This is a genomic window from Enterobacter cloacae complex sp. 402C9, from assembly GCF_050030745.1.
GTDB classification, from domain to species: Bacteria; Pseudomonadota; Gammaproteobacteria; order Enterobacterales; family Enterobacteriaceae; genus Enterobacter; species Enterobacter intestinihominis.
This window is the reverse complement of the sequence record NZ_JBLGUW010000001.1, coordinates 2,857,388-2,869,643: the sequence shown is the minus strand read 5'-3', so window position 1 is coordinate 2,869,643 and position 12,256 is coordinate 2,857,388. Positions and strand designations below refer to the sequence as shown.

At 51.8% G+C, this 12,256-nt stretch carries 14 protein-coding genes and 3 tRNA genes; 10 read left to right on the top strand and 7 right to left on the bottom strand.

Going from position 1 to position 12,256, the window contains the following annotated elements; genetic code table 11:
* Positions 1–4: 4 nt before the first annotated feature.
* The 4 genes from dcyD to sdiA all read left to right on the top strand — a co-directional run bounded on the left by dcyD (position 5) and on the right by sdiA (position 3,376).
* Positions 5–991, top strand: coding sequence for a D-cysteine desulfhydrase (gene dcyD / locus ACQG1K_RS13790; RefSeq protein ID WP_426720835.1), 987 nt, complete (start codon positions 5–7; stop codon positions 989–991).
* A gap of 21 nt (positions 992–1,012) precedes the next feature.
* Positions 1,013–1,681 (top strand): cystine ABC transporter permease, encoded by a 669-nt coding sequence (gene tcyL, locus ACQG1K_RS13785; RefSeq protein ID WP_003859632.1) that lies wholly within the window; start codon positions 1,013–1,015, stop codon positions 1,679–1,681.
* Positions 1,678–2,430 (top strand): L-cystine ABC transporter ATP-binding protein TcyN, encoded by a 753-nt coding sequence (gene tcyN / locus ACQG1K_RS13780; RefSeq protein ID WP_023306513.1) that lies wholly within the window; start codon positions 1,678–1,680, stop codon positions 2,428–2,430. The genes tcyL and tcyN overlap by 4 nt, the downstream gene beginning before the upstream one ends.
* A 223-nt stretch (positions 2,431–2,653) precedes the next feature.
* Positions 2,654–3,376, top strand: a complete 723-nt coding sequence (gene sdiA, locus ACQG1K_RS13775; protein ID WP_032622448.1) for a transcriptional regulator SdiA — start codon at positions 2,654–2,656, stop codon at positions 3,374–3,376.
* Between the two features lie 64 nt (positions 3,377–3,440).
* Here the strand turns inward: sdiA and ACQG1K_RS13770 are convergent, their stop codons facing one another.
* Both ACQG1K_RS13770 and ACQG1K_RS13765 read right to left on the bottom strand, forming a co-directional pair.
* Positions 3,441–3,665 (bottom strand): DUF2594 family protein, encoded by a 225-nt coding sequence (locus tag ACQG1K_RS13770; RefSeq protein ID WP_003859644.1) that lies wholly within the window; start codon positions 3,663–3,665, stop codon positions 3,441–3,443.
* Positions 3,652–3,732: a hypothetical protein gene (locus ACQG1K_RS13765; RefSeq protein WP_418235935.1), complete on the bottom strand. Its 81-nt coding sequence runs from the start codon at positions 3,730–3,732 to the stop codon at positions 3,652–3,654. The genes ACQG1K_RS13770 and ACQG1K_RS13765 overlap by 14 nt, the downstream gene beginning before the upstream one ends.
* 398 nt (positions 3,733–4,130) lie before the next feature.
* On the opposite strand from ACQG1K_RS13765, the gene uvrY reads away from it, so the two are divergent.
* From uvrY to ACQG1K_RS13735, 6 genes are all read left to right on the top strand, one after another.
* Positions 4,131–4,787, top strand: a complete 657-nt coding sequence (gene uvrY, locus ACQG1K_RS13760; protein WP_017384478.1) for a UvrY/SirA/GacA family response regulator transcription factor — start codon at positions 4,131–4,133, stop codon at positions 4,785–4,787.
* Positions 4,784–6,616: an excinuclease ABC subunit UvrC gene (uvrC, locus tag ACQG1K_RS13755; RefSeq protein ID WP_022648536.1), complete on the top strand. Its 1,833-nt coding sequence runs from the start codon at positions 4,784–4,786 to the stop codon at positions 6,614–6,616. Before uvrY ends, uvrC begins: the two co-directional genes overlap by 4 nt.
* 56 nt (positions 6,617–6,672) lie before the next feature.
* Positions 6,673–7,221: a CDP-diacylglycerol--glycerol-3-phosphate 3-phosphatidyltransferase gene (gene pgsA / locus ACQG1K_RS13750; RefSeq protein ID WP_003859652.1), complete on the top strand. Its 549-nt coding sequence runs from the start codon at positions 6,673–6,675 to the stop codon at positions 7,219–7,221.
* Positions 7,222–7,384: 163 nt separating this feature from the next.
* Positions 7,385–7,460, top strand: a tRNA-Gly gene (locus ACQG1K_RS13745).
* Positions 7,461–7,511: 51 nt separating this feature from the next.
* A tRNA-Cys gene (locus tag ACQG1K_RS13740) sits at positions 7,512–7,585 on the top strand.
* Positions 7,586–7,596: 11 nt separating this feature from the next.
* A tRNA-Leu gene (locus ACQG1K_RS13735) sits at positions 7,597–7,683 on the top strand.
* Between the two features lie 129 nt (positions 7,684–7,812).
* Here the strand turns inward: ACQG1K_RS13735 and ACQG1K_RS13730 are convergent.
* The 5 genes from ACQG1K_RS13730 to ACQG1K_RS13710 form a co-directional block, all read right to left on the bottom strand.
* Positions 7,813–8,829, bottom strand: a complete 1,017-nt coding sequence (locus ACQG1K_RS13730; RefSeq protein WP_367074632.1) for a tyrosine-type recombinase/integrase — start codon at positions 8,827–8,829, stop codon at positions 7,813–7,815.
* Positions 8,813–9,061, bottom strand: a complete 249-nt coding sequence (locus ACQG1K_RS13725) for a DUF4224 domain-containing protein (protein WP_032609568.1) — start codon at positions 9,059–9,061, stop codon at positions 8,813–8,815. The genes ACQG1K_RS13730 and ACQG1K_RS13725 overlap by 17 nt, the downstream gene beginning before the upstream one ends.
* A 210-nt stretch (positions 9,062–9,271) precedes the next feature.
* Positions 9,272–9,454: a hypothetical protein gene (locus tag ACQG1K_RS13720; RefSeq protein WP_367074230.1), complete on the bottom strand. Its 183-nt coding sequence runs from the start codon at positions 9,452–9,454 to the stop codon at positions 9,272–9,274.
* 2 nt (positions 9,455–9,456) lie between these two features.
* Positions 9,457–10,017, bottom strand: coding sequence for a siphovirus Gp157 family protein (locus ACQG1K_RS13715; RefSeq protein WP_367074231.1), 561 nt, complete (start codon positions 10,015–10,017; stop codon positions 9,457–9,459).
* Entirely contained in the window at positions 10,014–12,224 is a 2,211-nt protein-coding gene (locus ACQG1K_RS13710; RefSeq protein WP_367074634.1) for a hypothetical protein, read from the bottom strand. Before ACQG1K_RS13710 ends, ACQG1K_RS13715 begins: the two co-directional genes overlap by 4 nt.
* Positions 12,225–12,256: the final 32 nt, after the last annotated feature.

The following is a 12,256-nucleotide window of genomic DNA, read 5'->3' as shown; positions in this document are numbered from 1 at the left end:
AACCATGTCACTACAGAATTTAACGCGCTTTCCCCGTCTGAAATTTATCGGCGCACCCACGCCGCTGGAGTATCTGCCGCGATTTTCTGACTATCTGGGGCGCGATATTTTCATTAAGCGTGACGATGTGACGCCCATGGCGATGGGCGGGAATAAGCTGCGCAAGCTGGAATTTCTCGCCGCCGATGCCCTGCGCGAGGGCGCGGATACGCTGATCACCGCCGGGGCAATTCAGTCTAACCACGTTCGCCAGACGGCGGCAGTGGCGGCGAAGCTGGGCCTTCACTGCGTAGCCCTGCTGGAGAACCCGATTGGCACGCAGGCAGAGAATTACCTGACTAACGGTAACCGCCTGATGCTGGATCTGTTCAACGTGCAGGTTGAAATGGTTGACGCGTTGACCGACCCGGCTGCACAGCTTGATGAACTGGCGACGCGCCTGAAAGCGCAGGGCTTTCGTCCGTACGTCATCCCGGTTGGCGGCTCGAATGCGCTGGGTGCTCTCGGCTATGTTGAGAGCGCGCTGGAAATCGCCCAGCAGTGCGAAGGCGCGGTGAGTTTGTCCTCGGTGGTAGTGGCGTCCGGCAGCGCGGGGACCCATGCCGGTTTAGCGGTCGGGCTTGAGCAACTGATGCCGGACGTAGAGTTGATTGGCGTGACGGTCTCCAGAAGCGTTGCGGATCAAAAGCCGAAAGTCGTCACCCTGCAACAGGCGGTGGCAGAACAGCTTGCGCTTCAGGCGAAGGCGGAAATATTGCTGTGGGATGACTACTTCGCGCCGGGTTATGGCACCCCCAATGATGAAGGGATGGAGGCCGTTAAGCTGCTGGCCGGCCTCGAAGGTATTCTGCTTGACCCTGTCTATACCGGTAAGGCGATGGCGGGCCTTATCGACGGCATCGCCCGCAAGCGCTTTAAGGATGAAGGACCCATTTTGTTTGTTCATACTGGCGGGGCGCCTGCGCTGTTTGCCTATCATCCCCATGTCTAAAAATCAGGTAGAAAAATAATAATGCAAGAAAGTATTCAACTGGTTATTGATTCGCTGCCGTTCTTGCTTAAAGGCGCAGTGTTTACTTTACAGCTCAGTATCGGCGGGATGTTCTTCGGGCTGGTGCTCGGGTTTGTGCTGGCACTGATGCGCATGTCGAACATCTGGCCGGTGCGGTGGCTGGCGCGGTTTTACATCTCCGTGTTTCGCGGAACGCCGCTTATCGCCCAGCTGTTTATGATTTACTACGGGCTGCCCCAGTTCGGTATCGAGCTGGATCCGATCCCGGCGGCGATGATTGGCCTGTCGCTGAATACGGCGGCGTACACCTCTGAAACGCTGCGTGCGGCGATCTCGTCCATCGATAAAGGACAGTGGGAAGCGGCGGCCAGTATCGGGATGACCCCGTGGCAGACGCTGCGCCGGGCGATCCTGCCCCAGGCGGCGCGCGTGGCGCTACCTCCGCTGAGCAACAGCTTTATCAGCCTGGTGAAAGACACCTCGCTTGCGGCGACCATTCAAGTGCCGGAGCTTTTCCGTCAGGCGCAGCTGATCACCTCGCGCACGCTGGAAGTGTTTACCATGTATCTGGCGGCCTCGCTGATTTACTGGGTGATGGCGACGGTGCTGTCCGCCCTGCAAAACTATTTTGAAAACCAGCTTAACCGCCAGGAGCGAGATCCAAAATGAGTGCAATTGACGTCAAAAACCTGGTGAAAAAATTCCACGGGCAAACGGTGCTGCACGGCATCGACCTTGAGGTTGAGCAGGGCGAAGTGGTGGCAATTATCGGCCCGAGTGGGTCAGGGAAAACCACGCTGTTGCGCAGCATTAATTTGCTTGAGCAGCCCGAAGGTGGGACGATCCGCGTGGGCGATATCACCATTGATACCGGGAAACCCATCAGCCAGCAAAAAGGGCTGATTCGCCGCCTGCGTCAGCATGTTGGCTTCGTATTCCAGAGCTTTAATCTCTTTCCGCACCGTACGGTGCTGGAAAATATTATTGAAGGCCCGGTCATCGTAAAGGGTGAACCAAAGGAAGACGCGACGGCCCGCGCCCGCGAGCTGCTGGCGAAGGTTGGCCTGGCCGGGAAGGAGACGAGCTATCCGCGTCGGTTATCTGGCGGGCAGCAGCAGCGTGTCGCCATTGCGCGCGCGCTGGCGATGCGCCCGGATGTGATCCTTTTCGACGAACCCACATCCGCACTCGATCCTGAGCTGGTCGGGGAAGTGCTTAACACTATCCGACAGCTGGCGCAGGAAAAACGCACGATGGTGATTGTGACGCATGAAATGAGCTTCGCTCGCGACGTTGCCGATCGGGCAATTTTCATGGATCAGGGGCGAATAGTAGAGCAGGGGCCAGCTAAGGCGCTGTTTGCCAATCCTCAGCAGCCTCGAACCCGCCAGTTCCTTGAAAAATTCTTAATGCAGTAGCATTTTCACGCTCAATTTGCTCCAGATGTCGCTTCTGGAGCAAATTATCCTCCCATAAATTCAGTTTTGTTGATTTTTTATTCCACCCGATGTGGATAAGCCATCGCCAAATTAAAGATAATCCGTCTGTGGTCGATATTTTATATAAATGATCCTGCTTTATGTGTTAGGTTATATTCACCATAATAATGATTATCTTTATCAGAGGCTTCATTCGGCAAGTATGAGGGATATAGACTTTTTCACCTGGCGACGGGAATGCGTCCTCCGGTTTCAGGAAATGACCTGTGCTGACGAGGTATATCAGGAACTTCAGCGACAAACGCAGGCGCTTGAATTCGATTATTATGCGCTTTGTGTTCGACACCCTGTGCCATTTACCCGCCCGCGAACATCCGTCCATTCCAGTTATCCGCAACAATGGATGGCGCAATATCAATCCGAGAATTATTTCGCCATTGACCCGGTACTGAAGCCGGAGAATTTCATTCAGGGTCATTTGCCCTGGACGGATGAATTATTCACGGATGCCCAGCAATTATGGGACGGCGCGCGGGACCACGGTTTACGTAAGGGAATAACCCAGTGTCTGATGCTGCCAAATCATGCGCTCGGCTTCCTCTCCGTGTCATGTACTAGCTTACAGGCACACTCGATATCCAGTGAAGAAATTGAGCTGCGTTTACAAATGCTGGTTCAGATGGCGCTCACTACACTGTTGCGCTTTGAACATGAGACGGTGATGCCGCCGGAAATGAAATTCAGCAAGCGTGAACGGGAAATTCTGAAGTGGACCGCAGAAGGGAAGACGTCGGCAGAAATTGCCATCATTCTTTCCATCTCGGAAAATACCGTCAACTTCCATCAGAAGAATATGCAGAAGAAATTCAACGCGCCGAATAAGATCCAGATAGCGTGTTATGCCGCGGCGACTGGGCTTATTTGACTGATATCACGTTCTGCGTGTCAGACGAGGAAAAGGCTGAATGCACTGCATCCAGCCTTTTTTGTTACTGGCGGTAGGCTTGTTTAATTTGCTTAACTGTATTGGCAAAAACAGCGGATTCCGCCTGATCTTCCATCTGCGCGATCTGTTTTTCCATTTTAATGATCACACGTCCAGCATCAGCCTGGCCCATCGCCTGTAGCATAAGCGTCAGCAGCGACTTCAGGCAGTTTACTTCCTGTGCCAGTTCCTGGTTATTCTCGGCAGTGGCAAATTCAGGTGTGCTCATTTATTTTCCTCATTATAAAACAGCGCATGAGCGCGACGATGAAAGTTAAGGCGGCGGAGTATACCACAAGCTGCGGCAAAAAATGCAGTGGTTGTTTTTTATACTTTTACGCGTATTGATTATTGGCCGGTGCGGATTATGAAGGTAATCTGCCCAATATGTTAGCGACAATTAAATGTTTATCGCCGGTACGCCATCCGTTAATTGTTGTTACAAAAAAATGAGAGCATTTTTTAGTTTACGTTAACAAATGTTTTGGTGGCTTTTTGAATGCTGGTGCTAAAAAAATAGCGGTAAAGCCCAGTACACATGGGTTTTCTTTCCACTTACTGTACAGCCTAATTTCCAAAAACGAGACCCGAATCGTATAGCCGATTTTTTAGCGTTTTAATCTTGCATGGAAAACCGTTAATATAAACCCAATTAGCAGTCAGTAGCGTTATCCCTATTCTGGAGACATTTCCTTTGATCAACGTCCTTCTTGTTGATGACCACGAACTGGTGCGCGCAGGGATACGACGCATTCTTGAAGATATAAAGGGTATTAAAGTTGCCGGCGAGGCGTGCTGTGGCGAAGATGCCGTCAAATGGTGTCGCGCGAACTCCGCAGACGTGGTGCTGATGGATATGAACATGCCCGGTATTGGCGGGCTTGAAGCCACGCGCAAAATCGCGCGCATGTTCGTTGATACCAAAGTCATCATGCTGACCGTCCATACCGAAAATCCGCTGCCCGCCAGGGTCATGCAGGCGGGGGCTGCGGGGTATCTCAGTAAAGGTGCTGCACCGCAGGAAGTCGTCAATGCGATCCGCACCGTTCACGCAGGGCAGCGCTATATCGCTTCAGATATTGCTCAACAGATGGCGTTGAGTCAGATTGAACCGGAAAAAACGGAATCTCCGTTTGCCAGTTTGTCTGAGCGCGAATTGCAGATTATGCTGATGATCACTAAAGGTCAGAAGGTGAATGAGATTTCTGAGCAGTTGAATCTCAGCCCGAAAACGGTCAACAGCTATCGCTATCGGATGTTCAGTAAACTGAACATTCACGGTGATGTCGAACTGACTCACCTGGCCATTCGCCATGGTTTGTGCAATGCGGAGTCGTTAATAAGTCAGTGAGTGAAGCGTTCGATTCAAAAGCATTTCTGAAAACCGTCACCAGCCAGCCAGGCGTCTACCGGATGTACGATGCTGGGGGTACGGTTATCTATGTCGGTAAGGCGAAAGATCTGAAGAAACGCCTTTCAAGCTATTTCCGCAGCAACCTTGCCTCCCGTAAAACCGAAGCGCTGGTCGCACTTATACACAACATTGATGTCACCGTAACGCACACGGAAACGGAAGCGCTGCTCCTTGAGCACAACTACATTAAGTTGTATCAGCCGCGCTACAACGTTCTGCTGCGTGATGACAAGTCCTATCCGTTTATCTTCCTGAGCGGCGACACGCACCCGCGGCTGGCGATGCATCGTGGCGCTAAGCATGCGAAAGGTGAATATTTCGGCCCCTTCCCGAACGGTTATGCCGTGCGGGAAACGCTGGCGCTTTTGCAAAAAATCTTCCCTGTTCGCCAGTGCGAAAACAGCGTTTATCGCAACCGCTCCCGGCCATGCCTGCAATATCAGATTGGCCGCTGCCTGGGGCCGTGCGTTGAAGGGCTGGTGAGCGAAGAAGAGTACGCGCAGCAGGTGGAATATGTCCGCCTGTTTTTAGCCGGGAAAGACGATCAGGTGCTGACGCAACTGATTACCCGCATGGAAAAAGCCAGCGCGGCGCTGGAATTTGAGGAGGCCGCACGCATCCGCGACCAGATCCAGGCGGTGCGCAGGGTGACCGAGAAGCAGTTTGTTTCCAATACGGGCGACGACCTCGATGTCATCGGCGTTGCCTTTGACGCCGGCCTGGCCTGCGTTCACGTGCTGTTTATTCGTCAGGGCAAAGTGCTCGGCAGCCGCAGTTACTTCCCGAAAGTGCCGGGCGGGACTGAGATGGGTGAAGTGGTGGAGACATTTGTCGGCCAGTTTTATTTGCAGGGCAGCCAGATGCGTACGCTGCCCTCGGAGATCCTGCTCGACTTCACGCTGGACGATAAAACCCTGCTGGCGGACTCACTTTCAGAGCTGGCAGGTCGCCGGGTGAATGTCCAGACGAAACCGCGCGGCGATCGTGCGCGTTATCTGAAGCTGGCGCGAACCAATGCCGCCACGGCGCTGACCACCAAACTTTCCCAGCAATCGACCGTCAGCCAACGTTTAACCGCGCTTGCTGCGCTGCTCAAGCTGCCGGAAGTGAAACGCATGGAATGCTTCGACATCAGCCATACGATGGGTGAGCAGACCGTGGCGTCGTGTGTGGTCTTTGATGCCAATGGCCCACTGCGGGCAGAGTATCGTCGCTATAACATCACCGGTATAACGCCCGGTGACGATTATGCCGCCATGAATCAGGTGCTGCGTCGTCGCTATGGTAAAGCGATTGAAGAGAGTAAAATCCCGGACGTTATCCTTATCGACGGCGGGAAAGGGCAGTTGGGGCAGGCGAAGGCGGTATTCGAATCGCTCGACGTGGAGTGGGATAAGAACCATCCGTTGCTGCTAGGGGTAGCGAAAGGGGCAGATCGTAAGGCTGGCCTGGAAACGCTGTTCTTTGAGCCGGAAGGCGAGGGCTTTAGCCTGCCGCCAGATTCCCCTGCACTGCACGTGATCCAGCACATCCGAGATGAGTCGCACGATCATGCCATTAGCGGACACCGCAAAAAACGGGCGAAAGTGAAAAATACCAGTACCCTTGAGACGATTGAAGGCGTCGGGCCAAAACGTCGCCAGATGCTGTTGAAGTATATGGGCGGATTGCAAGGATTACTCAACGCCAGTATGGAAGAAATTGCAAAAGTGCCGGGTATTTCGCAAGGGCTGGCAGAAAAGATCTACTACTCGTTGAAACATTGAGGGCTCTGTAGCAACATAGAGCTAAATTTTACTGACAACAGACAGTTACCGTCATCATGCGATTTAATATCCCTACGTTGCTTACTCTCTTTCGCGTTGTGCTCATTCCGTTCTTCGTCCTGGCATTTTACCTGCCGGTCGTCTGGGCGCCTTTTGCCTGTGCGCTTATTTTCCTGATTGCCGCCGTGACGGACTGGTTTGACGGTTATCTGGCGCGTCGCTGGAACCAGAGTACCCGCTTTGGCGCGTTCCTCGATCCGGTTGCGGATAAGGTGATGGTGGCAATCGCGATGGTGCTGGTGGCGGAACATTATCATACCTGGTGGGTGACGCTGCCTGCCGCGACCATGATTGGCCGTGAGATTATTATCTCTGCCCTGCGCGAGTGGATGGCGGAGCTGGGTAAACGCAGCAGCGTGGCGGTGTCCTGGATCGGTAAAGTTAAAACCACTGCGCAGATGGCGGCGCTGGTGTGGATGCTGTGGCGTCCGAATGCCTGGGTAGAGTGGGCCGGCATTGGTCTGCTGTGGGTTGCGGCGGTGCTGACATTGTGGTCAATGTTGCAATATTTGAACGCTGCGCGCGGTGATTTGCTTGAACAGTGATCGTTTCGGCTTAATTTTCAGCAAACGATCCTGAGATGCAAAAAATAACGTTGACTCATAACGTCATATCAGTAGAATGCAACGCATCGAACGGCGGCACAGTAAGCCGGACGATAATGAAATCAAGTGCTTAGCAAGTCGTTAAATAGTTACTTGATAACATGCGGGAATAGCTCAGTTGGTAGAGCACGACCTTGCCAAGGTCGGGGTCGCGAGTTCGAGTCTCGTTTCCCGCTCCAGATTAATGCATCGGCAGTTTGCGGGTGCAGGTCGAAAGACAAAAGATTTAAGGCGCGTTAGCAAAGCGGTTATGTAGCGGATTGCAAATCCGTCTAGTCCGGTTCGACTCCGGAACGCGCCTCCACTTTCTTCCCTGGCCGGATGGTGGAATCGGTAGACACAAGGGATTTAAAATCCCTCGGCGTTCGCGCTGTGTGGGTTCAAGTCCCACTCCGGCTACCATGGGAAAAAGCAGAATAATCAAAGCAATAAGCAGTGTCGTGAAACCACCGAAAGGTGGTTTTTTTATGACTGAAATTTGCTTTTCCGAAGATGCGTCCGAAGATGAATTTTCGTCGAACGCATATCCAATCAGTTCTTTTGCCCTCCGACTACCGGCACTACTTTTACCTTCCTGTCATAAATTGCTGTTTGTCTCGAATTTTTATGGCCGGAGATTGCCTGTTTCTCTTCGAGGCTACCCTCGAGATCAGAGATACCTTTTGCTTTCAGATCGTGGAAAGTAAAATCAATCGACAGGTGAGGGTATTTAGCCTGAGCTGCCAGCTTTGCCTCACGCCAGCGCGAGTTAAAACCATCGCGTGTGTATTTGCTTCCGCTGGGTTGATGGATAAGAAACATACTCCGTATGCCTGGCTTTAGAGGCAGTGCGCGCGCCAGCGAAACCGCTGCGCGTAAACGGGGTGTCCATGCCTTGATCTGCTTCACTCCAGTTTTACCCTGGCGGATAAATATCCCCATATCGCTGATCTGCTCTTCATTTAAAGACAGGACATCGCTCTGCCTGGCAACGCATAAGTAAGCGATCTCCATTGTGGCACGGACCACATCAGCCCCAACCTCATACACAGCATTGTATTCTTCATCCGTAACATATCGCTCGCGTGATACCTCCTTGAATTGCTTAACCCCCTGACATGGGTTTCTTTCCACATACCCACGTTCGTAGCCCCAACGGAATACCCGCGAAAGGAAACTCTTTTCCCTGTTTGCCTGTGTTCGGCTGGAAATACCACGCTGATCCATATAACGCCGAATGTGCTCGGGCTTTATTTTGTTGGGGTCTGTTTTGCCAAAAACAGGTAATACCTTACCTGAATATTTTGTGTAATCCTTTCTGGTCTCCGGTGACAAATCCATAAAGTCGGGAGAGGTCATAAACATATCCGCGAGGGTTTGGAATGTATTTTTCCTTACTTCTTCGCCCACAGCTTTCTCGAATGCCAGCCAGACAGCTGCCTGAGTTTCTTCAAGTGAGCACAGGCGTACAGCTTTATTATCTTTGGTCCGAAACTCATAGGCTGCTTTTCCGCGATATACCCGCGGCGGCATCCAGCTATCGGCAGGGTTTTTACGCTTTCCGGCCATCAAATACGGCTCCGAAATCTGGTTCTTCATCTTCGCGCACCGGGGTGATTTCCTGGTTGCGGTATTTTATGGGGTTCATAAAATGCCCCCATGTTGTTTTAGGGTGGCCGTCCGCTCTTTCCATAAAGAATATCCCGGCTCGACGCAGAGCATCGCATTGTTTTGATTTAAGCGGAGTCCCCGTCAGTTCTATCATCTCTTCTCTGGTGATAATGTCGTGATCGTGTCTCATGGTCTTTCCTCAACATGCGGTATATCGCATCGTCAGCGTCACTACAGGCGCGTTCGATATCTGACGTGGTCAGGGTCTTCTTTCGTACGCTCGCTGATAATTTTCCGATCTTGGTATCAAAGTCTGAGAGCAGGATTGCTCCGGGTTGCCAGTGCAGCATTGTGGCCTCCGTTGGTTAAGTGGGGCCACAATGCTATCGGCAGTGAGAGATTATTTCTGATTACGCTTAATCAGGTTCCCATCCATAAACGCTGCTTTCTCACGTGTAACCTTGACGTTCTCCGGAAGATGTAACCCCAGTTCGCTCCGGCTACGCGCTTCGATGATCCCGTTTGTTCCATCCGGAAACACCACGTGTACCGCATCACCTCTTTTGAGAGTCAGTTTCAGCATGATTAGCGCACCTGTAATGAACGTTCGCCGACTTCCAGATGTGCACCTGGTACCGGGTTAAGCAATTCTTCCGGAACTTCACCGCCATCGGCTTGGATTTGTGTTGCTGCTGCGGAGGCGGCTTCTATCGCTTCTTTGATTGCCTTTTTATCAGGGGCTATCACTGTCTGCACTGACACCATGTCATCAGGTAAAGCATCGACGTTATCGATCACAACGTTTACTGCACCCTGACGAGCAGTAAACGTGTTTCTTGGCGTTTTCAGTTTATCCAGGCCAGCGCCTAACAGGCATGACAGGATATATTTACGCAGGTGCTTGTCTTTATTTTCGAATGACTTTTTACGCTCAGCCAGACGTTTCATTTCTTCTTCGCAGGTTTTCGCGTGGCCCAGGTTATTGCGTGCCACCACCATAACAGCATCAAGACGATCAGCCAGTTCACCTTCAATCCCTCCCAGGGTGTCGGCGATCATTTCAGGTGTCAGTTCGTCGGAGGTCTCCAGCAGGTTCAACAGGCTGGAATAGTTATTTGCTAATGCGATTGCAGTTACGTTGCTCATGCTGTTTTCTCCTGGGCTTTGTTCAGTTCTTTAAGGCGCTCGTCTTTGATGGTGGTCAGGCGTCGCAGACGTTTACTCAGGTAACTGGCATGCTGGCTGTCGCCTTTAGCCTCAGCATCTTTACGGTGCACCTCCACTTCGCGGGCGATTGATGCGAATACTTTGGTCAGTTCGTTGGCAGAGACACCGGTTGCCAGCGTGTTTGCCACCCGCGTAAGTTTGTCGTCCAGCTCCTGGCGCAAGCGCGCAGCATCTTCTGCATTATCGCTGGCGATTTTAAGGGCGAATTCTTCTTTGTTTTTCTGCCGATATTCAGGGTTATCGTAGAGGCCCATAAAGATATCTGCGCTAAAACCGAGGGAAGAGAGCGCCTTTTTCGTGGCGTCGGTGAGCGATTTCTTTGTTGCCTCACCGTCGCATATCGGGCCGTATTTGCTCCCGTAGAGATAAGGGGTGCATCCGAATGAAATCTCTTCACCGCGCACGCCATCGCGCACATACCAGAGACGGATCTTAATAACGTGATGTTTCTCTGTGAGGTAGCCGCCAATGCCGTCTGGAATAAGCTCCCATGTATTGTTCCCGTCCTGGCCTTTTACTGTGCGGGTTATCGGCGCTCCATCGTCAAAACGCTCTTCGAGAATATCAACCCCCCAGCCAATACCTTTCGGTCCAAATTCACGGGTAGCCAGCATCGTCATGTATGTGCCGTTGATCGATGTGCCGCCACCGTTCTGAGTAAACTGTTTGGTAAAACGTTCATCAGTTTTAAAAACGCGTTTCCACAGGTCGAGATTTTCAAGCTCGGAACCTGTACGCTCGGTGATACTTTTTTCAACGTCATTAACGTTAGGGCGGGGATCTTCTTGCACCTGTTCGGGGGCTGGCTTTTCAGCACTAGTATCTTGCTCGCTGCTGTTCTTAGCCTGCTCTGATTCACTGGCGTAAACGCTGTAGCCCATCTTATTGAGTGTTTCGCGCGCGGCCTCTGCCTGTGAATCAGTAACCACTTCCGTTTTTTTCACCTCATTTGAGGCGTTTTGCGGAATGGGCTGAGTTTCAGTTTTCACCCACTTGGGATCGGCAGGGTCGCTTATACCTTCGACATATTCTCCACGCCCGGCTGCCAGCGATTTACTGGTTGCCTCCGTATCATTGGGATCCTGTTCAAGCACACCATTTTCGGCAAGCCAGCTGTCGATGTAACGACGCAATGAGTCAGGGAAGTGATGGGTATCTTTCGCCGGCACATTCTGAATCACGCCAAAAATAGTGTTGCGGGAATATTTGAGGATCTGCTCAGTAGTGCGCAGCGCCATGGACCAGCGTTTAAAGTCTGCCCGGTCTTCTTCAATGAGGCTCTCCGCCTGGCGCAAGGCGCTGACAGAGACAGTGGTTGCAGGTTCTATTGGCAGCAGCGCCAGAGCAATCTCCTGATCCAGTGTGGCATATGTGTGTTTATAACCGCGCTGTGGTGCAACCTGAATGTGGGTATTATCTTCCGTGCTGGTGCTGGTGCTGGTGCTGGTGCTGGTGATGTTCTGAGGCAGCATTTCTTCACGCTTACCCGGATTGTCAGTCCATTTTTTAATAAACGAGTAAAGCGCGGCACCGCCGGGTAACTGGTTCTCAAACTTCACATAAATTGCCTGCAGGAGATTATTAAGCCCTTCCTGGTGCATGTGGTGAACAGGCGGGTGCGCTTCCATCGCATTAAGGATGTAACGATTTAAGCGGTCATTAACCTCTTCATCGTACTGGCTGGTGTTCTCGAGGTTATCAAGATAATCGCGGACCTGAGAATAAAGATCGCCGTCCAGTTTCGAGAGGCCAAACAGTACCACCGTTGCAAAGCGTTCCCGCGGCGTGATGGACATGAAGTCTACTTTTTCATTACCTACAGGTAGATGGTTCATCTCGCTATTAGGTTCAGCGTCTGCCATCCACTTTTCACCATCGAACGTGTGGGATTTAGCAAAATGCTCGTCAAACTTTCCAATTTCCGGGTGGGGCTGACCTTCTGTGTTCTCCCAGATTTCAGGCTTGAAGAAGTTATCGCCATTCGCTGGATATTGCTCCCAGAGTTTACCCGTTACGATGCTTTCAGCGATTTTTTTGTTTGGCGCTTCCACGCTGATCGCCAGCGCAACAGCACCATCTTTGATGGCCGATTTTTTAGGCTTAAACAGACAGTTATAAATTGAGATTGTCACTTGGTCTTTCCTCTTTGGTTACTGGC

Excerpts from the sequence above, each read along its gene's own strand:
- ACQG1K_RS13770 (WP_003859644.1), bottom strand. The coding sequence starts at position 3,665 with ATGAGCACACCTGAATTTGCCACTGCCGAGAATAACCAGGAACTGGCA.
- ACQG1K_RS13730 (WP_367074632.1), bottom strand. The coding sequence starts at position 8,829 with ATGGCCGGAAAGCGTAAAAACCCTGCCGATAGCTGGATGCCGCCGCGG.
- pgsA (WP_003859652.1), top strand. The coding sequence starts at position 6,673 with ATGCGATTTAATATCCCTACGTTGCTTACTCTCTTTCGCGTTGTGCTC.
- ACQG1K_RS13720 (WP_367074230.1), bottom strand. The coding sequence starts at position 9,454 with ATGCTGAAACTGACTCTCAAAAGAGGTGATGCGGTACACGTGGTGTTT.
- ACQG1K_RS13725 (WP_032609568.1), bottom strand. The coding sequence starts at position 9,061 with ATGAGACACGATCACGACATTATCACCAGAGAAGAGATGATAGAACTG.
- dcyD (WP_426720835.1), top strand. The coding sequence starts at position 5 with ATGTCACTACAGAATTTAACGCGCTTTCCCCGTCTGAAATTTATCGGC.
- tcyN (WP_023306513.1), top strand. The coding sequence starts at position 1,678 with ATGAGTGCAATTGACGTCAAAAACCTGGTGAAAAAATTCCACGGGCAA.
- tcyL (WP_003859632.1), top strand. The coding sequence starts at position 1,013 with ATGCAAGAAAGTATTCAACTGGTTATTGATTCGCTGCCGTTCTTGCTT.
- sdiA (WP_032622448.1), top strand. The coding sequence starts at position 2,654 with ATGAGGGATATAGACTTTTTCACCTGGCGACGGGAATGCGTCCTCCGG.
- ACQG1K_RS13715 (WP_367074231.1), bottom strand. The coding sequence starts at position 10,017 with ATGAGCAACGTAACTGCAATCGCATTAGCAAATAACTATTCCAGCCTG.